Source organism: Arthrobacter sp. V1I9, from assembly GCF_030817075.1.
GTDB lineage: Bacteria > Actinomycetota > Actinomycetes > Actinomycetales > Micrococcaceae > Arthrobacter.
In genome coordinates, this window is record NZ_JAUSYU010000001.1 from 2,974,680 (window position 1) to 2,995,312 (window position 20,633).

Genomic DNA, 20,633 nt, shown 5'->3' on the forward strand with positions numbered 1-20,633 from the left:
GCCTGTTGGAAACGAGCCACGCGGCGTGATGCTCCACTGGGAACTCTAGTCCTTTGAAGGGACCGGCCCGTCCAAGACTACCGCTTATGTGAGTAAGGACACTATTCTATGGAGCGTAGAAAAACCGCGGAATTCCGCGGTTTTTGAGGCTGCCCTGCTGCCTTTGGAGCCGTATCTTGCTTCCTCTGTGTGACGCCCACACAGCACAGTCTTCTCCGCATTCGCGGGTTACGCGTCGACTTTGGTCAGCGGGGCGTACCGCAGCAGCAGCCGCTTTTCGCCGATGTCGAACTTCACCTTGGCAACGGTCTTGTCCCCGGCTCCCTCAAGCGCCAGGACGGTTCCGTTGCCGAAACTCGTGTGGTTGACCTTGTCCCCCACGCTGACCGCGACGATTTCCTTCTGCGGCTGCACCCGGGTCCGGGCGACGATCGCGGGAACGTCTGCGTTGAAGCCGGCGGAAGAGTCAGCGGCGGCACCGCGGGCTGTTCCGGCGCCCCAAAAGGACCCGCTGTAACGGCCGGAACCGATGGATCCACTGCCCCAGCCGCCTGACTGCCGGCTGGTTCCTTCGCGTTTCCATTCCAGGAGCTCAGCGGGGATTTCCTCCAGGAACTGGCTGGCAGGGTTGTACTGGCTCTGCCCCCACATGCTCCGGACCTCCGAGCGGGTGACGTAGAGCCGCTTGCGTGCGCGGGTGAGGCCCACGTAGGCGAGGCGGCGTTCTTCTGCCAGTTCCTTGGGGTCGGTGGCCGAGCGCTGGTGCGGGAACAGTCCGTGCTCCATGCCGGTCAGGAACACCACCGGGAACTCGAGTCCCTTGGCCGTGTGCAGGGTCATCAGCGTGACGACGCCCAGCCGCTTCGCCTCTGCAACGGCCGCATCAATATCCGCCCCCGGGGCATCGGGAATTTGGTCGGCGTCAGCCACCAGGGACACTTGCTCCAGGAAAGCCTCAAGCGTTCCTTCCGGGTTCTCCTGTTCGTACTCGCGCACCACAGCCACGAGTTCGGCCAGGTTCTCCACCCGTGACTCGTCCTGTGGATCGGTGCTGGAGCGGAGGGTAGCCAAGTAACCGGTTTGTTCAAGGACAGCCTCCAGTGCCGCCGCCGCACCGGAACCCGCCGCAACTTCGGCGAGGTCGTCCAGGAGCTTTACGAAACCGAGGACCGCGTTGACGGAGCGGGTGGCCATGGCCGGGGCCTGCTCGGCGCGGCGTGCGGCCGCCATAAAGGAAATCCGTTCGCGCTGGGCCAGGGCTGCGACGGCACCTTCGGCCCGGTCTCCGATGCCGCGCTTTGGTTCGTTGAGCACCCGGCGGAGGTTGACGTCGTCGTCCGGGTTAACCAGGACACGAAGGTAGGCGAGGGCGTCCTTGATCTCCTTGCGTTCGTAGAAGCGCGTGCCGCCCACCACCTTGTACGGCAGGCCAACCCGGACCAGCACGTCTTCGATGGAGCGGGACTGGGCGTTGGTGCGGTAGAAGATGGCGACATCCCCGGGACGGAGGTTGTCCTCATCCTGGAGGCGGTCAATCTCCTTGGCAATGAACTGGGCCTCGTCATGCTCGTTCTCGCCGACGTAGCCGACGATCTTGTGGCCGTCACCTTCCGCCGTCCACAGCCGTTTCTCGGGACGGTTGGGGTTGCGCGAAATAACGGAGTTGGCCGCACTCAGGATGTTCTGCGTGGAGCGATAGTTTTGCTCCAGTTTGATGGTCCGCGCCTCGGGGTAGTCCTTTTCGAACTCCACGATGTTCCGGATGTCCGCGCCGCGGAAAGCGTAAATGGACTGGTCCGAGTCGCCCACAACTGTGAGCTCGGATGCTCCGGGACCTTCCCCCACAATTTCGCGGACCAAAGCGTACTGCGCGTGGTTGGTGTCCTGGTATTCGTCCACCAGGACATGCCGGAACCGGCGGCGGTAGGACTCGGCGAGCGCCGGGAAGGCCCGGAACATGTAGACGGTCTCCGCGATGAGGTCGTCGAAGTCCATGGCGTTGGCCTGGCGCAGCCGCTGGGTGTAGCCCTTGAAAACCTCGGCTACCGCCTGGTCGAAAGGATCGTTGTAGTTCGCCGAGGAAGCGTACGAGTCAGCATCGATGAGTTCATTCTTCAATGCGGAAATCTTGTGCTGGATGGCCTTGGGCGCAAACTTCTTGGGATCCAGGTCCAGTGCCTTCGACACCTGCGTGACCAGCCGGAGGGAGTCCGCGGAGTCGTAGATGGAGAAGTTCGATTTCAGCCCTACGTTGGCGGCTTCCTGCCGCAGGATGCGGACACAGGACGAGTGGAAAGTGGAAATCCACATGATCTTCGCGCGGCCACCCACCAGCACTTCAATACGTTCCCGCATTTCCGCGGCGGCCTTGTTGGTGAAGGTGATGGCGAGGATTTCGCCGTGGTGGGCACGACCGGTGGCAATGAGGTAGGCAATCCTATTACTGAGCACCCGGGTTTTACCCGACCCGGCGCCGGCCACGATCAGCAGCGCCGGGCCAGTATGCTTAACTGCTTCCTCCTGCTGGGGGTTCAAACCCTCCAGGAGCTGTGCGGCATCCAGGCGGTGGCCTCGGTGGCCCTGCCCTTCCGGAGCCCGGTCCACACGGACACTGCCGCCCGTTCCCGGAGCCGCAGCTACGCCTTCCGAAGGCGATTTGGTGCGGGCAGCGGCGGCGGGAGCGGCTTTGAAAGGTCCGTCAGAGTACGGGTCAAACAACATATCCATGATGCCTACAAGTCTAGGCGGTGGGGCCGACACCCACTTCCAGCCTGTGGATTACGTGGCCAGGATTACCCCGACTTTCTAGGCCACTGAGCCCGACTCCAGTGCCGCACGCAGCTCGCGTACCGCCGTGGTGCCTCCTGCCATGAACCACTCCAGGCCGTTGACGCGGACGGTGTCCACAGCCCCGCCGGCCGCACGGACAATTGCTTTGCCCGGCAGCCAGTCCCACTCCGGGCAGCTGTGCTGGAACCAGCATCCGAGCTGCCCGTCGGCTACCCGGGCGAGGTCGCAGGAGCCCGAGCCAAGCATGCGCAGGGCGGCGGCCGAGGTGGCAGCGGCGTGCCAGGGCATTGCACAGAGTGGGTCCATCAGCCAGCTGGGGTGGATGTACGTGGCCGCGCCAAGCTCAGCCACGGCAGTACTGTTCCGCGCACCCCTGTGATCGCGGAACACCGTCAGCGGCTCACCGTTCAAGGTGGCGGGATGCGCACTGCCCCCGAGCCAGAGCTTGTCCTCCTCCGGCTGGAAGATGGCACCGAGCACCACATCCGAGGAGTCCTTCAAAGCGATGGCCGAGCACCAGTACGTGGAGCCGTGCAGGAAGTTGTAGGTGCCGTCCACGGGATCGATGACCCACGTGCGGCCGCTGGTCCCCAGCACCGAGGCGCCCTCCTCCCCCACAATGCCGTCTTCCGGCCGGCAGCGCTGCAGCTGCTCCAGGACGTATGCCTCTGCAGCATGGTCAGCTGCGGTCACAACGTCGGAAACTGAGGTTTTCTGCTCGGACTGCAGGCCCGCCATCCGCATCAGCAGCGCCAGTTGCCCGGCTTCGCGGACCAGGGCTGCCGCCAGCTGGTAGTCGTCCAGGGAGGGGTCAAGTTCAACAGCGCTGTGCCGGCCAATGGTCATGGCTTCAGTTTATGGGGCGGGATAATGGTGGCATGGCCAAAACCCCTGCCCAGCGGATCAAGAAGCACGGCTCCAAGGCGGTTGTACCGCAGCACCACCTCCTGCCGGTGGTCAACCCCACCACCGCGCGGACGCCGCAGAAAGCCGAAAGCAACGGCAATCTCATCCTGATCGCCGGCGTGGTGGCCAGCCTGTTCCTGTTCTGGTACCTGCACCTGCTGACCCTGGACCAGCTGCGGCAGCTCTCCGGCGGGTTTGCCATGCCGGACTCACTGATCGGCGGGTTTGATCCTGCCTACGTCAGCCAGTTGCACTCCGCCATGGACGGCGACGCGCGCGGCCAGCTCAACTACGTCCACAAAACGGCCGGCACCCTGTTCCCGCTGATCTTCGGGTTCACGTGGCTGCTGCTGATAGGGACCAACGTGGCACGGAAGACTCTGCGCTGGGCGCTCTGGGCGTTCCCCCTGCTGTTTGTGGTGGTCCGGCTCTGGGGCAACGCGGCCATCGACGGCATGCTGGCAGCGGGAACGCCCGACGCCGGCCAGATCGCCCTGGCCTCAGGCCTCACGGTGGCCGGCTGGACACTGCTGATCCTCAGCCTGCTGGCGGGGGCTGCTGCGGTGTTCCTGCGGGCGCGGAAGCCTAAAGACGCTCAGGCCTGAAGACGGGGAAGGTTAGGGACGGTGAAGCCTAAAGCGTCTGCCCGGCAGCTGCAGCGGCGCGGACCTGCCTCCGGTGCCGGTGCACCCGCTGTGCGATGACCAGCCCGGCGGTGGCCATTCCCACCGTAATGGGGTAGCCCATAAGCCGCTCCAAAGTTCCCGGCTCCGGTATGGCCATGCGGGTCAGCCCGCCGGTTACCAGGGCGGCAGTGGATACGGTGCCGCAGGCAAGGATGAGCCAGGCCATGGCGGTTTTCCGCAGCCAGAGGATCCCCAGGACCAGCAGGGCTGCTGCCCCGGTGATGAAGTACATGACGGCGCCGGCATAGTGCCAGCCGGAGCCGGCGTCCTCGGGCACCAGTCCAACGATGACGGTTCCGGCTCCCGCCGTCCCGGTCAGCACCCGCACAGCGGCGGCGGCCAGCCAAGGAATCCGCCGGCCCGGCTGCCCAGTGGCACCGGCAATGGCAGCCACCCGCAGCAGCCCGGAACTCAGGAGCAGCGCGCCCAGCAACATCCCCAGCCCCTGGACCACAAACGAGGCATTCATCAGCCAGTTCAGCGGGGAACAGACCTCCCGGCCATCAAATGTGCCGCAGTTCAAGGCCCCGAGATCGCTGATGTAGCCGGTTCGCGGGTCATACGGGCGTGGTCCGGCCCACGCGGCAATAACTGCCGCCTCCGCCGCGAAATACTGCAGCACGCTTAACACCGACCAGGCACCGATGTACTGCCGGGTGGAAGTGGTGTCCGGAATGAACGCCATTGATCTGGCTGCGGACGGCGCTGAACTCATGCCTTGAGCGTAGTACGGCTCCGCACCTTGTATGCTTGTATCCGTGTCCGGCCGGACCGGCCTTGCCGATCCATCGGGCGCCCGCCCTCGTAGCTCAGTGGATAGAGCACGGCTCTCCTAAAGCCGGTGTCGTTGGTTCGATTCCAATCGAGGGCACTTGAACTTTCCTCCCCCGGGGTTCGCACTCCGCGCCTATCTGCTCGGCCCGGCCGCTGCTGCGGAGTCTGGGCACTGGACCATCCAGCGGGACCTTCTGGACCGGGCAAACGGCACCCGCGGAACCTTTTCCGGCGTCGTACACTTTGTCCAAGCGCACGACGGCGGCCTGGCCTCGCGCGAGGAAGGCACCATGCGCTGGCCCACCTTCACCGGCCCCGCCTCCCGGGAATACCTGCTGAAGACCACAGACTGCCCGGACGCCCTGGACGTGTTTTTCCCGGACGGCCGCCCCTTCCACACCATGAGTTTTACGCCTGAGGTTCACCTGGATCAACACTGGTGCGATCCCGACACCTACCGCGTCGCGTACACCTACGAGGACGAAAACCGCTTCGGTTACAGCTGGGATGTGACGGGGCCGCAGAAGGACCTCCTGCTGACTTCGCGCCTGGTCCGGTATCAAAGGCAGGACACGTGAAGGACCGCATCGTGGTGTCCGCCGTCTGCGTCTTCGACAACACCGGCCGGCTCCTGACCGTGAGGAAGCGCGGAACCTCCATGTTTATGCATCCCGGCGGCAAGCCGGAAGCAGGGGAAACCGCGGGACAAACAGCGGCCCGGGAACTGGCCGAAGAGGTGGGGATCGTCGTCGATCCGCGCGAGCTGCAGCTGATGGGGGTTTGGATCGCGGACGCCGCCAACGAGGCCGCCACCGATATCGAGGCCACCGTCTTCCTGGCGCCGGGCACCTGGGAGGCCCATCCGTCCGCCGAAATTGCGGAAATCCGGTGGCTGGATCTGGATGGCGAACTGCCCGCGGACCTCGCCCCGCTGCTGACGGACCATATCCTTCCGGAACTGGCTGCCAGGCCTGCAGGCGCCCGGCCCGAAGGCTAGAACTCCGGCACTGCTTCCTGGGCGACTGCTGTCGCCTCGGCAAACTGCGTTCGGTACAGCTCCGCGTAGCGGCCTTCGGCAGCCAGCAGTTCGTTGTGGGTCCCGCGTTCCACAATCCGGCCGTCCTCCACCACCAGGATCGCATCAGCGGCACGAACGGTGGACAAACGGTGTGCAATCATGACGGCGGTACGCCCCTCGAGCGCGGCACCCAGGGCAGCCTGTACGGCAGCTTCGTTAGTGGAGTCGAGCGCCGCTGTCGCCTCATCCAGGATGACCACGCGGGGCTGGGCGATGAGCAGCCGGGCAATGGTGAGCCGCTGGCGCTCACCGCCGGACAGCCGGTAGCCCCGTTCACCCACCACCGTTTCCAGCCCGTCAGGCAGGGAGCGGATCATGGCTTCGAGCCGGGCCTGCCGGATCGCTTCCCACATGTCCTCGTCCGTGGCGTCCGGCCTGGCGAGCCGCAGGTTGGAGGCGATGGTTTCGTGGAAGAGGTGGCCATCCTGGGTCACCATGCCCAGCGTGTCCCGGAGGGAGTCGAAGGTGGCGTCGCGCAGGTCCAGCCCGGTGCCGGGCGCGGTACCGCCCAGGCGCACCGCGCCGGAGTCCACGTCGTAAAGCCGGGCCAGCAGCTGGGCGACGGTCGATTTGCCGGCGCCGGAGGATCCCACCAGCGCCACCGTCTGTCCGGGCTCCACCCGGAAGCTGATACCGTGCAGCACTTCTTCCCCGCCCCGGGTGTCCAGGGTGGACACCTCCTCCAGGGACGCCAGTGAAACCTTGTCCGCGGAGGGGTAGGCGAAGCGGACGTTGTCGAACTCCACGGACACCGGACCGGCCGGAACCGGCACGGCGTCCGGTTTCTGCTGGATGAGGGGTTTGAGGTCCAGGATTTCGAAAACGCGCTCGAAGCTGACCAGAGCGCTCATGATTTCCACGCGGGCGTTTGAAAGTGCCGTCAGCGGAGCGTAGAGCCGGGTGAGCAGCAGGGCCAGCACCACAACGTCGCCCGCCGCGAGTTGCCCGGTGATGGCGAACCAGCCGCCCAGCCCGTACACGAGGGCGAGGGCAAGCGCGGACACCAGCGTCAGGGCCGTCACGAAGGTGAACTGCAGCATGGCGGTCCGAACGCCGATGTCGCGGACGCGGCCGGCGCGGACAGCGAATTCCCGGGATTCCTCGTCCGGGCGGCCGAAAAGCTTAACCAGGGTGGCGCCGGGGGCCGAGAAGCGCTCGGTCATCTGGGTGCCCATTTCGGCGTTGTGCTCCGCCGCCTCACGGCGCAGGTCAGCAAGTTTGGAACCCATCCGCCGCGCAGGGAGAAGGAAGATCGGCAACAGGATCATGGCCAGGACCGTCACCTGCCAGGAGGTGCCCAGCATCACGATGAGCGTGAGGATCAGGGCCACCACGTTGCTGACCACACCGGACAGGGTGCCGGCGAACGCGGACTGGGCACCGATAACATCGTTGTTCAGCCTGCTGACCAGGGCTCCGGTGCGGGTCCGGGTGAAGAAGGCGATGGGCATCTTCTGCACGTGGTCAAAGACGCGGGTGCGCAGGTCCACGATCACACCCTCGCCGATGGTGGAGGAGAGCCAGCGGCTCACCAGGCCCAGGCCCGCTTCGGCCACGGCCACGACGGCGATGAGCACGGCCAGGCGGAACACCTCCTCCGCGGCGGCCTTGGCCACGATGGCGTCCACCACCTGCCCTGCCAGGACGGGGGTGGCCACGGCGAGGAATGCCATCACAATGGACAACGCCACAAAGGCAATCAGCCTGGCGCGGTGGGGCCGGGCAAAACCCAGGACGCGCTTCAACGTGGCTTTGGAGAAGGGTTGGGAACCGCTCTTGGCCCGGGTGATCTTGTACAGGGAGTTCCAGGCCACCCCTTCCATGCTCATTGCTGCTGCTCCTCTACCGTTCCGTTCTCCACATTCCAACGTACATCCAGCCGCACGTTTTCCAGCAGCCTGCGGTCGTGCGTCACCAGGAGCAGGGCGCCGTCGTAGCTTTCCAGCGCCTCCTCAAGCTGTTCGATGGCCGGGAGGTCAAGATGGTTGGTTGGCTCGTCGAGAACCAGCAGGTTCACCCCGCGCGCCTGCAGCAGGGCCAAAGCAGCCCGGGTCCGCTCGCCCGGGGACAGTGAATCAACGGTCCGTGCCGTGTGGTCCGCCTTGAGGCCGAACTTGGCGAGCAGGGTTCGGACCTCGGCCGGGTTCAGGTCCACCAGGACGGCCTCGACGGCGTCAGCCAGGGCGAGGTGGCCCGCCAGGAGCCCGCGGGCCTGGTCGATTTCGCCGACGGCCACCGAAGCGCCCATGGCTGCGTTGCCGGACTCCGGTGCCAGGTCACCCAAAAGCAGGCGCAGCAGGGTGGACTTGCCGGCGCCGTTGGGACCCGTAATGCCGATCCGCTCCCCCGCATTGAGCTGAAGGTTGACCGGACCGAGGGTGAAATTGCCCTGCCGCACCACAGCATCGCGGAGGGTTGCCACCACGGCGCTTGAGCGCGGCGCCTTGCCAATGGAGAACTGGAGCTGCCATTCCTTCCGGGGCTCCTCCACCACATCCAGCCGGGCGATCCGTGATTCCATCTGCCGTACCTTCTGCGCCTGCTTCTCGGATGACTCGGTGCTGGCGGCGCGGCGGATCTTGTCGTTATCCGGGCTTTTCTTCAGTGGCGTTCCGAACGCCCTGGGAGCTCCACTCGCGCTGCGTGCGCGCCCTGGACACCAGGTCCGCCTTGGTAGACGCGAACTCCTCAAACTTCTCGCGCGCGTGCCGCCGCGCCACTGCACGTTCTTCCAGGAAGGCGTCATAGCCGCCGTCGTAAACGGCTACGGAGTTCTGCGCCAGGTCCAGTTCCACCACCGTGGTGACGCAGCGGGCCAGGAACTCCCGGTCGTGGCTTACCAGCACAGCCCCGCCGCGCAGTCCGCGGACAAAGTCCTCGAGTTTCGCAAGTCCGGCCAGGTCAAGATCGTTGGTGGGCTCGTCCAAGAGGACGACGTCGAACCGGCTGAGCAGCAGGGCTGCGAGCGCCACGCGTGCCGCCTGGCCGCCGGACAAACCCGTCATGTGGGCGTCGGCACCCGTTTCGAGGCCCAGATCGGCAAGGACGGCGGGAATGCGGTCGTCCAGGTCCGCGGCGCCTGAAGCCATCCAGCGGTCAAAAGCCAGTGCGTAGGCGTCATCGGCTCCAGGCGCGCCGGATCCCAGCGCCTCTGCGGTGGACTCCATCTCTGCTGTGGCCTGGGCGCAGCCGGTCCGCCGGGCAATGTAGGCAGCCACCGTTTCGCCGGGAACACGCTCGTGCTCCTGGGGAAGCCAGCCCACAAAGGCGTCAGCGGGAGCAAGGCTTACGGTCCCGCCCTGCGGCTGGTCGACGCCGGCAAGCAGGCGCAGCAGGGTGGACTTCCCGGCGCCGTTGGCCCCCACAACACCCACAACATCACCGGGCGCGACGGTGAGGGAAAGTTCGGAGAAGAGCAGCCGGTGGTCGTGACCGCCGGAAACATCCTTCGCAACGAGGGTCGCAGTCATGGATCCATCCTTTCACCGGAGCGCGCAGCAGGTCTGGCGCCTTTCGGCCCGCAAAGCCTCTGCATTCCGTCAGGAGGACGGCGCCCGGAGCCCGGACATAAAAGAACCCGCTGGTCCGGACTTGGGGGGTGTACGGACCAACGGGCTCGACCATCAAGCATAGTCGAATCAGGGGTGCGGGTAAAATCGGCGGGAAAGCGGCAGGCTAAAATCGACAAACCATCCTTTCTGCAGAAAGCCGTCCATGACCCTCCCCGCCAAGGCGTTCCAGCGCTGGCTGCAAGGCATAGCGCCGGACGCCAGTACGGCAGATGTCTGCAGGATCTCCGGCATCAAGCGGACCACCCTGGCCCAGCAGCTGGTGCGGGGGAAAGTCTCTGTAAGCACGGTGGTCAGCATCAGCCGCGCTTACAACATCAACCCGGTGGCTGCCCTGGCCGACTTCGAACCGTACCGGGAACTGGCCGGCCCCCAACAGCCGCCTGCCCGCTGCGAGCTGATCAGCCAAATTTCCACCGCCGACCTCCTGCGTGCTCTGCTGGCACGGCCCGGGGTGGACCCGGCCGGGGATCCGGGGCACAAGCCGCCGGCATTGTCACCGGCGCCGCACGCCACATCCGTCAAGAACTGGGTTGATGCCATTGACGACGGCGAAGTGCGGCACCGCGTTTCCGCCGCTACCGGCATTGCCCCGCAAAACTACTCCGCGCAACTGACTGCCAACCGGCTTTCAGCGGAGCTGGCCATGGCCACGGCGCGGGCGGCAGGCGTTGGAGCCGCGTGCGGCTTGGTGGCCACCGGCTTGATCACGGAGGAAGAGGCGGGCTGGCCTCCCGACGCCCGCCAGGCAGCATTGGACGGCCTGTCCGACGGCGACCTCGCCGTCCTGGCCGGTGACCGGCTGCAGGCCTTGGGCAAAGTTTTACGCCGCCAGGAACATGACCAGGCGCAAACAGAAAAGATTTGGGAGAACCTGGGATGATCGAAATCCTTCAGTGGTCAACGCTGGCCACCTGCGGCCTCATCGCAGCGGCCCGGATACCCAGCGCGCTTCGGGGAGAGAACAGGTCCCTTTTTTATATCTTCGCCTTGATGACCGCGGCTATTTTTTTGAGCATTGAGGCGCCCTACATGGCGGTGGATGCAGCGCTGGGGGGCATCAACCTCGCCAACCTGCTGCTGCGCTTCATCATCTTCGCAGCGATCTACTTCGTCGGGATACGGGTGACCCGGGGGTTTGGAGCAGACCACGCCTACCGGCTCATCACAGGCAGGCTGGGCATGATGGTGCTTTTGGTCATTTCCCTGGTGATGACCATCCTGTTCTTCCTGATGGACACGGTGGGTTCCTCGGCAGGGCTGTCGGCGACCTCAGGCAAAAGCGAGCTCAACTTCATCCTGGTGGAGTATTACGGGGCAGCCGGACGCGCCTACCCTTCATACGTCTCTGTGGTCCTGATTCCAGCCATGGTCCGCGCAGTTGGCAGCAGGCTTCCCGTGCTGGTACGGCTAGCGGCCGGGCTTTTGGCCCTGGGCGGAATGGCCATTGCCCTCACCCTGCTGTTCCCCGTAGTGCCGCCGGAGTGGGGCGCACTGGAATTCGTCGTCAACTACACGGCAGTGCTCTGCTTCATCCTCGGCCTCGCCCTCATTTGGGCAGCCAGGGTGAAAAACAGCAGGAGCCCGGGCAGAAAAGGACATCTACCGAAACGTAACCTTCCGGGCTTTCACAAAAACATTAGAATGTGAAACAATCATGAATGTGTGAAGGTGGGGGTTGAGGCGTTTACGAACGGGGATACTTTCTTGAACGAATGCGGCCTCCGGGGGCCTTTGCACGCTTTGGGGGGATGAGTGGTGGCGGCCGTTGGGGACCGCCCCCACTCAGCCATTTAAGGCCCCTTTGGTATTCCTCCGCGACGTCCTACGCCTGGCCGGCGTCTATTCCTGCCCGCAGGCAAACCTCAGGGTCACCAATTGGAACGGCCGCAGGAGCAGCTCCGCCCCGTCCGGGCCGGCTTCCACGCCGGCAGCCTCGACCCTGCGTTCCAGCAGGTCGACGGCGCTGACCCGCTGTACCGGGAAGTTTGCGGTGAGCCTTGCGGCCGACCGCTGCCCCAGCGATTCGTACAACCGGACGATCACATCCCCGGAGCCGTCCTCCGCCAGCTTGACTGCTTCGATGACCACAGCGAGGTTGGACAGCGTAAACAGCGGCTCCACCGGCGAGGCGCCGGTGACCATCCGCGGAGCAAGATTTGTCCGGTAGCCCTCCTGGACAGCATCGGCAATGCCAGCGCCCGGCCGGACCGTGACCGTCAGCTCGTGGCGTCCGCGGTCTGCGCCCGGATCGGGGAACTTCGGTGCACGCAACAGCGACAGGCGCACCGTGGTGGTGGTGCCGCCGTCGGCCTCCCTGATGCTCCTGGTGACGTCGTGGCCGTAGGTGGACGAGTTGGCAACGGCAACGCCGTACCCCGGCTCCGCCACGTGGATCCAGCGGTGCGCACAGATTTCGAACTTGGCCGCTTCCCAGGACGTGTTGGTGTGCGTGGCGCGGAAGACGTGCCCGAACTGCGTCTCCGCCGCAGACCGGTCCGCACGAACATCCAGTGCGAAGCCAAGCTTCAACAGCTTTTTCCCGTTCCTGCCAGTCCACGGACGTGGTGATGGAAAGCGAAGGGCTTCCGGCGGCAAGGCTGATGCGCTGGGTGATGGCAGAAGACCCGGCCATCCGCTCGACCACCACGGCAACCTCACCCTCATCGTCTATGAGCCGCACCGACTCCGCGCATGTCAACGGCGTGACATTGCGCCGATAAAACTCGTCAATGTCCCACGCGTCCCACTCATTGGGGGTGTCGCGGTGCAGTTCCAGCAGGTTGCCGCGCTGCCCCGGGGCAATTGCCTCACGGCCGCTGGCGTAGTCCCGAAGGGACGTGAGCAGACCGTCCGCGTCCAGGACTGCCCGGATGATGCCGTTGTCCAGTACGAAGCCGGCGTCCCGGGCTGCACCCCGGGCCGGTACTGGCGGCGCCACCGGTTCGCTGGCTGCCAGCGCCGGCACGCCCTCCCGGGCGTGCGGTGCTGCGTTCAGCAGGAATTTCCGGTCCCCGTTGCCGAGCACTGCCTTGGCTGCCTGGCTGATCAACGTTTCGAGGTCAGCTTCAACGGCCCCGTAATTGCGTTCAGCGTCCTGGTGCACCCAGGCGATGGAACTGCCCGGAAGGATGTCGTGGAACTGCTGCAGCAGCACCAGCCGCCACAGCCTCTTGAGCTCGGCGGCGGGATAGGCAAACGAACCCGCCGTCCGGACGGCCGCCGTTGCGCACCACAGTTCCGCTTCGCGCAGCAGGTGTTCGCTGCGACGGTTCCCCTTCTTGGTCCGGGCCTGGCTGGTGTAGGTGCCGCGGTGCAGTTCGAGGTACATCTCGCCCACCCACACAGGCAGTGACGGGTACTCCCCCTCGGCCTGCTTGAAGAAGCTCTCCGCCGATCCGATCCGCACCTTCGGCGAGCCTTCCAGATCCGCTGTCCTGGCCGCAGCCGCAAGCATTTCCCGGGTGGGGCCGCCGCCGCCGTCGCCATAGCCGAAGGGCACCAGGGACACTGTGCCGCGGCCGTGGTCGCGGTAGTTCCGCTCAGCATGGGCGAGTTCGCGTCCGCTGAGCTGGGAATTGTAGGTGTCTACCGGCGGGAAGTGGGTGAAAAGCCGGGTGCCGTCGATTCCCTCCCAGTTGAAGGTGTGGTGCGGCATCCTGTTGGTCTGGTTCCAGGAGATCTTCTGGGTGAGGAACCACCGGCTGCCGGCGGACTTGACGATCTGCGGCAGTGCCGCCGAGTACCCAAAGGAGTCCGGCAGCCACGCTTCCTGGCAGTCCACGCCGAACTCGGCCAGGAAGAAGCTCTTACCCTCCACAAACTGACGCGCCATCGCCTCGCCGCCGGGCATGTTGGTATCGGACTCCACCCACATGCCGCCCACGGGTACGAACTGTCCGGCCCGCACCTTCTCCCGGATCCGGCCGAAGAGTTCAGGGTAGTACTCCTTGATCCAGGCCAGCTGCTGGGCGGAGGAGCAGGAAAAAACGAAGTTCGGGTATTCATCCATCAGCGCCACCACGTTCGAGAACGTCCTGGCGCACTTGCGGATGGTTTCCCTGACCGGCCAAAGCCAGGCCGAGTCGATGTGGGCATGGCCGGTGGCAACCAGCTGGTGCGCCGAAGCGTACGCCGGCCGTGCCAGCACTTCGGCGAGGACGGCGCGGCCGGCTGTTGCGGTTCCGGCGACGTCGTCGGGATCCATCACGTCCATCATGCGCTCAAGTGCCCGGAGGATCTCATGCCGCCGCGGCAGCTCCAAAGGCAGCTCCGCCATCAGGCCGGACAGGGTCCAGATGTCCTGCTGGAGTTCCCAGACCGTCTGGTTCAACTCTGCGATGGCTATGTTTCCCAGCCTGTACTGGGGCGCTGTTCCGGCCGTCGACTTGTCGCCGTACGGGGTGGGCGCGAACGTCCAGCCCTGGGCGACATCAGGGTTGGCGGCAGCCTCCACATAGAAGTCCACTGCCATGCCGCCTCCCAGCAGCTTCAGCGGAATGTACTGGTTCCGGGGCGACACGGCCTTGATGATGGTGCCGTCGGCGCGCCACGCAATGCCCTCACACTGGAAACCGGGCACTTCGATGGTGAAGCCGAGGTCAACCACGACTTCGACGGTGGTATCCGGCTCCGTGCCCCAGGACTCGGGAACTTCGCCTTGGAGGCGGAGCCACTTGGTACCCCACGGCTTTCCCCAGGGAGCGCAGTGTTCCTGCGGCTGGAAGTTCTGCCGCATAGCCTCGAGTGCCGGGACCGGTTCGTCCGGCACGTCCCAGCTGCTCAGGGTGAGGGGGAGGCTCCGGCTGTACACGGCTGGGGTGATGCGTTCGCGGACGAATCTTTCGAGGCGGACTTCCGTGATCCGGCGATCGTCATGCAATGTTGGCCCTCTTCAGCGCTGGGAATATGGACCATCGTGTCCATTCGGTGGATAAAACTACCCGCTGGTAGCTTACTCGCCAATGCCTGCGGATAACATCCCCAATAAAGCGTTTTCCTGAAAAGGTGACCTGCCGCGGATACGGAAGGCAGTACGGGGCGGGGTCAGGGACGCGGCGGGTCAGGGACGTGCGCTGGCAGGGACCTGGGCCACGGGCCTGACAATCCGGTGGTCGCCGGCATAGATATTGAGGCTGGTTCCCCGGCTGAAACCGGCCAGCGTCAGGCCGCTGGCTTCCGCAAGTTCCACAGCGAGGCTTGACGGGGCGCTGACGGCAGCGAGCACGGGAATTCCCGCCAGCGCCGCTTTCTGCACCAGTTCAAAGGACGCCCGCCCTGAGACCTGGAGGACGGTGCCGCGGAGCGGGAGCAGTCCTTCACGCAGCGCCCAGCCCACTACCTTGTCCACGGCGTTGTGGCGCCCTACGTCCTCGCGGAGGCACAAAAGCTCCACGCCGCCGTCGTCCTTGATCTTGAACAGGCCGGCAGCGTGCACTCCCCCGGTGTCCTCAAAGAGCCGTTGCGATTTGCGCAGGAGCCCCGGCAGCGAGGCCAGGACCTCGGCGTCGATATTGAGAGGATCGTCCGCCAGGCTGTAGCGCGAGGACTTCCGCACGGACTCCACTGAATCAGTACCGCAGATGCCGCAGGAGCTGGACGTGTAGATGTGGCGGCCGATGGACGGGACTGTCACGTCAGGCCGCAGCTGGACTTCCACCACGTTGAAGGTCTGGACGCCATTTTCATCTTCGCCTGCGCAGAAACGCAGTGACACGAGCTGCTCGGAGCTCCAGATGATGCCCTCGGACACCAGGAAGCCGGCCACCAGGTCAAAGTCGTCACCGGGGGTCCGCATGGTGACAGAGAAGGAGAGCTGGCCCAGCCGGATCTCCAACGGCTCCTCGACGGCGAGGACATCCTCACGGTGCCGCACCGGAAACTCGAGGGCCTTCGGCGAACCGTCGAGGACATACTTGTGCACCTTCCGGCGCTGGGTCACGCGGCCCATTCCCACACCTGCCTATTCATTAGTCCATCATCAGCCAAGAAGCGCGCTCCAGTCCACGGGGCCGCTGGCGGCCGCCTTGGGAGCCGTCCTGCCCGGCCGCGCGGCGCTCCTCGGCTTTGCTTTGCCGGCAGATTCAGCAGCGGACGGGATGGGTGGCCCCCAGGGCAAGGCAACGGCCGGCACCAGCTCGCCGAGCTGGACGCCGTGCGGCGGCACCACCATAACACCGTCGGCCGACGCCAGCCCGCGCATCATGCCCGGGCCGGTGTGCCGGGCCGGAGATGCCATGCCGTAGAGGAGCCGGAACGGCATCAGTCGCGTGCGCCCGGGGTCTGGTTCGATCATGCTTCCGCAGGACACTTCCTGGACCTCAGGCAGGCTGCCGTGGCCCAACGCGGAAAGCAGCGGTGCGCCTACGGTGACCAGCGCCATCATCGCGGCGAGCGGATTTCCTGGCAGGCCGAGTACAAAACGGCCGTCCGGCAGTTCCGCCAGGACAGCCGGGTGCCCGGGTCGCATGGCGATCCCGTCGATGACGAGCCGCCCGCCCAGTTCTGCCACTGCCCGGCGGAGATGATCCGTACCTGAGCGACCCGTCCCGCCCGTGGTGATGACGACGTCGGCTGGCAGGTCCGGAGCCCCGGGCGCCTCAGGCACAACGTCTTCCAGGCCGGTCAGCCACTCGTCATAGGAGTCCCCGATCCTCTGCTGTTCCCCTGCTATTCCTCCCAGCATGTCCACGACTGCCGGCAGTTGTGGACCGAAAGTGTCCCGCACCTTACCGGGGACGGGCACGCCCTGGTTGATAACTTCGGCGCCGGTGAGCAGCAGCCGGACCAGGGGTTTGCCCTGGACCTGCAGCTCGTCGTAGCCGGCCAGGGCAGCCAATGCGAGATGGGCAGGATTGAGCTTCGCTCCTGCCTTGACCAGCACGTCACCTGCCAGGGCTTCCTCCCCGGCTTTGCGGATGTGCTGGCCGTTGCGCGGCTCGCCGGGCCGGGCGCTCCCTCCGGTAACCAGGACAGGCAAGCCGTCCTCGTCCTTGTCCAGCACAGCGCTCTCGCTGCGCAGCACCGCTTTTCCGCCCGGCGGAATCAGCCCGCCGGTAACGATGGGGCTCGCCTGGTGCGGCGCCAGCCTGTTCCCGGGTTCCGCCAGGATCCATGGCCCGGTCCCGTTGACCGCCCAGCCGTCCATGGCAGAGGAGGCGTAGTGGGGTATGTCCTGCAGTGCCACGATGTCCTGGTCCAGCCTGCGCCCGAGCGCCAGATGCAGGGGAACAGGACCGGCAGGAATTGGCGTGGCCGCCTCGAAAGCGGCCAGCCGGGCCTCCTCCCAGGTGTGGGCCAGGTGCCGCGGCGCCTCCGGCAGGTCGGTTGAACTCCGTTCTTCCCCGGGCTCCTCGGTCATTCGCCGGGAGTCCCGGCGGCTTCAGCATCGTAGTCGGCAGCCAGGGAACGTGCCACGGCCAGGGCGCCTTCCATCGAAGCGGCATCTGTGCTGCGTCCGGCCGCTGAGGCAAGGCCTGCGGCGTACCCGGCGATGAAAGTTGTCAGTGGCGCCGCCGGCCGTACAACGGAGTGGGCCGCTACACCGGCGAGGGCGAGGATGGCATTGACGTCCACCTGGACGTCCTCAAGCTCATAGGCCTGGAGCAGGGACCTGCACCATTCTTCCAGCGTCTCATCCTGGCTTTTCACGAACTGCCTCCCAATTCAACTGCTGCCGCGCCGGTCCTGGAACTCGTCCCGGATCCCGGCGTCAACTCCTAGTGCGGCGGCATCATCCCAGGTATCCACATCATCCGTGGAACCGGTGGGGACGGTGACAAGCTGCAGGTCCAGACTAGCAAGGAGTGCACGCATGGAGCCGTTGATTAAGGTGTCCTGCGACGCCAGTTCCTCGGCCGCCCTTTTTAACTTGTCTGTGCGGTAAAACCCGGCCAGCCGTTGGGGCCTGCGGTCTTCGCCGCAGGCCATGAGTCCGTCAACTTGGAACTCCCGCGATTCCAGTGCCTCCGTCAGCACCTCCACGGCAGCCGAGATCCGGGGCATGTCACAGGCCAGTACCAGGGTGTACGCACTTTCGTTTCCGGCCTGGGCCAGAACCGCCAGGCCAGCAGCCACAGCCGCGGCGGGTCCTGCAAATTCCGGCTGCTCACGGCAGGAGAGCACACCTGCCGGGAGAGCGCTGGCGTCCGGACCCACCACTACTGTGCGGAACGCCCCGGAGGCCGCGGCAAGCGACTGCTGCAGGAGGGTGGCGCCTTCAAAGACCAGCCCTTGCTTGGGCACCCCGCCCAGCCTGGATGACCGGCCGCCGGCCAGGATCACGGCGTCGAAGTCCAACCGGTTTTGCTCCACTCCCCCAGCCTAGTCCGGGGACGGCGAAGGCGACCTACCCCGATCAGGCAGCGCGCTCAGGCAGCAGGAACGGATCCCAAGCGGGCGTGGGCTTCTCGAGTTCCTTGATCTGCCAGATGGTGCCATGCGGAGGCTCAGGGACAAACCGCAGTTTCCAGCCCATTTCTGCCGGTGTGTGGTCACCTTTGACGTTGTTGCACCGCAGGCAGGCGGCCACCAGGTTCTCCCAGGACTCCGCGCCCCCGCGCGACTTGGGGTGGACATGGTCGATGGTGTGGGCAGCTTTTCCACAGTAGGCGCACTTGTGCCCGTCCCGTCTCAGCACCCCGCGCCGGCTCACAGCAGTGGACTGATTATATCTGGGGCGGATGTAGCGGTTCAGGAGAATCACGGACGGGCGGCCCAAAATCTCCTGGGGACCCACTACGGGGTCGTCCCCTTCAGCCACAACGCTCGCCTTGCCCGTGAGCACAAGCACCAGCGCCCGGCGGAAAGTAATAACCGCCAGCGGTTCATATCCAGCATTCAGAACGAGAGTGCGCATGCACGTACCTCTTCACGGCCGCACCCGGTCAGGGGCACGAGGGCCGGCTGCCCTCGGCGTGGTCCGGGCTATGGATCGACACCACAAGAGTAAACAAAGAAGTGCACTATCAGCTAATTCCTGTCACCCGGGCCGCCGTGTCCCGCCGGAATTAGTGCCCCGGGCAGATGGACCCGGGGTTTAACCCGGCAGGACCCCCGCTGTAAGGGCAGGGGTCCTGATGCGTCTTGATCAGCCGCTAAGCGCGGCTGCAGGGATGTCAGTTGACGCGGATGAACACCGGGCCGGAGCCCACGTTGGCGCTGAAGACAACGGTCTGGTTGCCGTTGTAGCCGCCGTGCACCGCTTGGCCGTTGCCGGCGTAGACGGCGATGTGGGCCATGCCGGAACCACCGTCGGCGTAGTAGATGAGGTCGCCCGGCTGAGCCTCGGCAGCGCTCACGGTGCGCCCCAGGGAGAGGTAACCGGCAGGCCAGTCGTGGAAGTTGATGCCCACGGCAGCCAGGGAGTTGGTCACCAGCATGGTGCAGTCCTGCGAAACGCCGAGCTGGGCGTAGGCGGCGGACAGTATGGCTGCGCCCTTGCCGCTTGCCGAGGCAGGAGCGGCGGGGGCTGCAGCGGCCGGAGCCGTGGCGGTCACCTTGGCAACAGCGGCCGTCTCTGCGGCGGGAGCGGGCGCAGGAGCGGGAGCCGGAGCTGCTTCCTGAACCTCAACCTCAACCTCGGGCTCCGGAGCTTCCACAACGGGAGCCGGCGTGGTGGTCACGGCAGGCTTCTCGAAGGTGATGGCAATGGTGGAAGCAGCCGAGATGGGAGCCTCAACCGTTGATTCAACTTCCAGGGTGGAAGCCGGAGCGGAGTCGCGCTGAACGTTGGCGTCAGCAGCGTTGGCAGCCAGGCCGCTGGTCAGGACCAGACCGGAAGCAGCTGCGATGACAGCTGCCTGGCGTCCTACGCCGCCGGCGTTGTCGCCGACAGCCTTGGCAATGATGGCGAGCGAGTTGGTTTTGGTGACCTCGGCGCGGTGCCGTGCGGTTGCACGAGTAGTCATCAGTTCTCTCTTTCGTTTTCCTTCAAACCGCATGTAGGCAGCCAAAGGTGACTGGACGTGCCGGCATCTTGGGGGTACGCCGGCACGCCCCGAACGGGGATGTGTGATTTAGCGAAAAGCGTTTGGGCAAAGAAAAAGCCCTTGGACCGTAAGGTCGAAGAACTAGTTCATGGTGTAGAACGCGGAGGAACCGGTAGCAGCTACCGAGTGCAGGAGCGTTCCCTGCGAGGGGTTCAAGGCGCTGATCATCATGCCGTTGCCAACGTAGATGCCGACGTGCGCACCGCCGTTCTGCATGACGAGGTCGCCCGGCTGCGGCGTGGACGTGGGCTTCATCGCAGTCCAGGCGTTGACGCGGGGGATGCTGATGCCGGCCTGGGCGTAAACCCACTGGGTGAAGCCGGAGCAGTCCCAGCCGCTGGGGGTGGTGCCGCCCCACACATACGGGCTGCCGATGCCGGTGTAGGCGATGGCCGCAATGCCGGAGGTGGCAGCCGAGGACGCGGTGGCCACGACCTTCTCTGCTGCTGCCGCTGCGGTGGTCTCTGTGGAAGCCGTAGCGGTGGACTCTGTGGAAACGGTGTCCGTGTCCACGGCCGCGGCCGTGTCATCGTCATCAGAAGTTGACTGGACAGTCACCGGCTCCAGCACGGGAGCTGCGATGGTCTTGACCACCGGACGCTCGAAGGACACGGTAGCCGTGGGTGCCGCAGTGACCGCGAGGGCCGACTGCGCGGACCCTGACTCGGTGGAAGCAGAGACACCAGCGGTGGTGTCCGCCGCGTTGGCCGGCAGGCCCAAGGTCAGGACGAGGCCGGACGCAGCAGCGATAACTGCAGCCTGGCGACCTACTGTCCCGGCATTGGCACTAACAGCCTTGGACATGGTGTCCAGGGGGTTGGTACGAACCGATTGCGCACGG

General features: G+C 65.5%; 16 protein-coding genes, 1 tRNA gene and 2 pseudogenes. 6 read left to right on the forward strand and 13 right to left on the reverse strand.

Annotation, left to right across the window (positions count from 1 at the left end; genetic code table 11):
• Positions 1 to 228 precede the first annotated feature (228 nt).
• Complete coding sequence (gene pcrA / locus QFZ70_RS13910) at positions 229 to 2,727, reverse strand: DNA helicase PcrA (protein ID WP_307096449.1); 2,499 nt, start codon at positions 2,725 to 2,727, stop codon at positions 229 to 231.
• 78 nt (positions 2,728 to 2,805) lie between these two features.
• Entirely contained in the window at positions 2,806 to 3,636 is an 831-nt protein-coding gene (locus tag QFZ70_RS13915) for an inositol monophosphatase family protein (RefSeq protein WP_307096451.1), read from the reverse strand.
• Between the two features lie 32 nt (positions 3,637 to 3,668).
• Here QFZ70_RS13915 and QFZ70_RS13920 point away from each other — a divergent pair, with 32 nt between their 5' ends.
• Positions 3,669 to 4,301: a hypothetical protein gene (locus tag QFZ70_RS13920; RefSeq protein WP_307096452.1), complete on the forward strand. Its 633-nt coding sequence runs from the start codon at positions 3,669 to 3,671 to the stop codon at positions 4,299 to 4,301.
• A gap of 28 nt (positions 4,302 to 4,329) precedes the next feature.
• Here the strand turns inward: QFZ70_RS13920 and QFZ70_RS13925 are convergent, their stop codons facing one another.
• On the reverse strand, positions 4,330 to 5,097 hold the full coding sequence (locus QFZ70_RS13925; protein WP_307096454.1) for a DUF998 domain-containing protein: 768 nt from the start codon (positions 5,095 to 5,097) through the stop codon (positions 4,330 to 4,332).
• Positions 5,098 to 5,180: 83 nt separating this feature from the next.
• On the opposite strand from QFZ70_RS13925, the gene QFZ70_RS13930 reads away from it, so the two are divergent.
• The 3 genes from QFZ70_RS13930 to QFZ70_RS13940 all read left to right on the forward strand — a co-directional run bounded on the left by QFZ70_RS13930 (position 5,181) and on the right by QFZ70_RS13940 (position 6,153).
• A tRNA-Arg gene (locus tag QFZ70_RS13930) sits at positions 5,181 to 5,253 on the forward strand.
• A gap of 1 nt (position 5,254) precedes the next feature.
• Positions 5,255 to 5,734 carry a DUF6314 family protein gene (locus QFZ70_RS13935; protein WP_307096456.1) on the forward strand — a complete coding sequence of 160 codons (480 nt, stop codon included), beginning with the start codon at positions 5,255 to 5,257 and terminating at the stop codon, positions 5,732 to 5,734.
• Positions 5,731 to 6,153 carry an NUDIX domain-containing protein gene (locus QFZ70_RS13940; protein ID WP_307096458.1) on the forward strand — a complete coding sequence of 141 codons (423 nt, stop codon included), beginning with the start codon at positions 5,731 to 5,733 and terminating at the stop codon, positions 6,151 to 6,153. The genes QFZ70_RS13935 and QFZ70_RS13940 overlap by 4 nt, the downstream gene beginning before the upstream one ends.
• Here the strand turns inward: QFZ70_RS13940 and QFZ70_RS13945 are convergent.
• Positions 6,150 to 8,063 (reverse strand): ABC transporter ATP-binding protein, encoded by a 1,914-nt coding sequence (locus QFZ70_RS13945; protein ID WP_307096459.1) that lies wholly within the window; start codon positions 8,061 to 8,063, stop codon positions 6,150 to 6,152. The two genes, QFZ70_RS13940 and QFZ70_RS13945, sit on opposite strands and share 4 nt — an antisense overlap.
• Positions 8,060 to 9,704 (reverse strand): annotated as a pseudogene (locus tag QFZ70_RS13950) (ABC-F family ATP-binding cassette domain-containing protein). The gene QFZ70_RS13945 and the pseudogene QFZ70_RS13950 overlap by 4 nt, the downstream one beginning before the upstream one ends.
• 244 nt (positions 9,705 to 9,948) lie before the next feature.
• Between QFZ70_RS13950 and QFZ70_RS13955 the strand changes: the two are divergent.
• Entirely contained in the window at positions 9,949 to 10,686 is a 738-nt protein-coding gene (locus QFZ70_RS13955; RefSeq protein ID WP_307096461.1) for a hypothetical protein, read from the forward strand.
• Positions 10,683 to 11,453 (forward strand): hypothetical protein, encoded by a 771-nt coding sequence (locus tag QFZ70_RS13960; RefSeq protein ID WP_307096462.1) that lies wholly within the window; start codon positions 10,683 to 10,685, stop codon positions 11,451 to 11,453. Before QFZ70_RS13955 ends, QFZ70_RS13960 begins: the two co-directional genes overlap by 4 nt.
• A 192-nt stretch (positions 11,454 to 11,645) precedes the next feature.
• Here QFZ70_RS13960 and QFZ70_RS13965 read toward each other — a convergent pair.
• The 8 genes and pseudogenes from QFZ70_RS13965 to QFZ70_RS14000 all read right to left on the reverse strand — a co-directional run bounded on the left by QFZ70_RS13965 (position 11,646) and on the right by QFZ70_RS14000 (position 20,596).
• Positions 11,646 to 14,685, reverse strand: a pseudogene (locus QFZ70_RS13965) (alpha-mannosidase).
• A 180-nt stretch (positions 14,686 to 14,865) separates the two neighbouring features.
• On the reverse strand, positions 14,866 to 15,753 hold the full coding sequence (gene fdhD / locus QFZ70_RS13970) for a formate dehydrogenase accessory sulfurtransferase FdhD (RefSeq protein ID WP_307096464.1): 888 nt from the start codon (positions 15,751 to 15,753) through the stop codon (positions 14,866 to 14,868).
• 30 nt (positions 15,754 to 15,783) lie between these two features.
• Positions 15,784 to 17,163: a molybdopterin molybdotransferase MoeA gene (locus QFZ70_RS13975; protein ID WP_307096465.1), complete on the reverse strand. Its 1,380-nt coding sequence runs from the start codon at positions 17,161 to 17,163 to the stop codon at positions 15,784 to 15,786.
• Positions 17,160 to 17,453 carry a DUF6457 domain-containing protein gene (locus QFZ70_RS13980; protein ID WP_307096466.1) on the reverse strand — a complete coding sequence of 98 codons (294 nt, stop codon included), beginning with the start codon at positions 17,451 to 17,453 and terminating at the stop codon, positions 17,160 to 17,162. Before QFZ70_RS13980 ends, QFZ70_RS13975 begins: the two co-directional genes overlap by 4 nt.
• A 15-nt stretch (positions 17,454 to 17,468) precedes the next feature.
• Positions 17,469 to 18,116: a molybdenum cofactor guanylyltransferase gene (locus QFZ70_RS13985; protein ID WP_307096467.1), complete on the reverse strand. Its 648-nt coding sequence runs from the start codon at positions 18,114 to 18,116 to the stop codon at positions 17,469 to 17,471.
• 43 nt (positions 18,117 to 18,159) lie between these two features.
• Entirely contained in the window at positions 18,160 to 18,660 is a 501-nt protein-coding gene (locus QFZ70_RS13990; RefSeq protein ID WP_104044659.1) for an HNH endonuclease, read from the reverse strand.
• Positions 18,661 to 18,919: 259 nt separating this feature from the next.
• The gene (locus QFZ70_RS13995) at positions 18,920 to 19,711 is read right to left on the reverse strand and encodes an NlpC/P60 family protein (RefSeq protein WP_307096469.1); all 792 of its coding nucleotides are present in this window, start codon (positions 19,709 to 19,711) and stop codon (positions 18,920 to 18,922) included.
• A 162-nt stretch (positions 19,712 to 19,873) separates the two neighbouring features.
• Positions 19,874 to 20,596 carry a C40 family peptidase gene (locus tag QFZ70_RS14000; protein ID WP_307096471.1) on the reverse strand — a complete coding sequence of 241 codons (723 nt, stop codon included), beginning with the start codon at positions 20,594 to 20,596 and terminating at the stop codon, positions 19,874 to 19,876.
• Positions 20,597 to 20,633 lie beyond the last annotated feature (37 nt).

Coding starts and splice junctions, on each gene's coding strand:
- QFZ70_RS13945 (WP_307096459.1), bottom strand. CDS start 8,063: ATGAGCATGGAAGGGGTGGCCTGGAACTCCCTGTACAAGATCACCCGG.
- QFZ70_RS13920 (WP_307096452.1), top strand. CDS start 3,669: ATGGCCAAAACCCCTGCCCAGCGGATCAAGAAGCACGGCTCCAAGGCG.
- fdhD (WP_307096464.1), bottom strand. CDS start 15,753: ATGGGCCGCGTGACCCAGCGCCGGAAGGTGCACAAGTATGTCCTCGAC.
- QFZ70_RS13975 (WP_307096465.1), bottom strand. CDS start 17,163: ATGACCGAGGAGCCCGGGGAAGAACGGAGTTCAACCGACCTGCCGGAG.
- QFZ70_RS13995 (WP_307096469.1), bottom strand. CDS start 19,711: ATGACTACTCGTGCAACCGCACGGCACCGCGCCGAGGTCACCAAAACC.
- QFZ70_RS13955 (WP_307096461.1), top strand. CDS start 9,949: ATGACCCTCCCCGCCAAGGCGTTCCAGCGCTGGCTGCAAGGCATAGCG.
- QFZ70_RS13990 (WP_104044659.1), bottom strand. CDS start 18,660: ATGCGCACTCTCGTTCTGAATGCTGGATATGAACCGCTGGCGGTTATT.
- QFZ70_RS14000 (WP_307096471.1), bottom strand. CDS start 20,596: ATGTCCAAGGCTGTTAGTGCCAATGCCGGGACAGTAGGTCGCCAGGCT.
- pcrA (WP_307096449.1), bottom strand. CDS start 2,727: ATGGATATGTTGTTTGACCCGTACTCTGACGGACCTTTCAAAGCCGCT.
- QFZ70_RS13915 (WP_307096451.1), bottom strand. CDS start 3,636: ATGACCATTGGCCGGCACAGCGCTGTTGAACTTGACCCCTCCCTGGAC.
- QFZ70_RS13960 (WP_307096462.1), top strand. CDS start 10,683: ATGATCGAAATCCTTCAGTGGTCAACGCTGGCCACCTGCGGCCTCATC.
- QFZ70_RS13925 (WP_307096454.1), bottom strand. CDS start 5,097: ATGAGTTCAGCGCCGTCCGCAGCCAGATCAATGGCGTTCATTCCGGAC.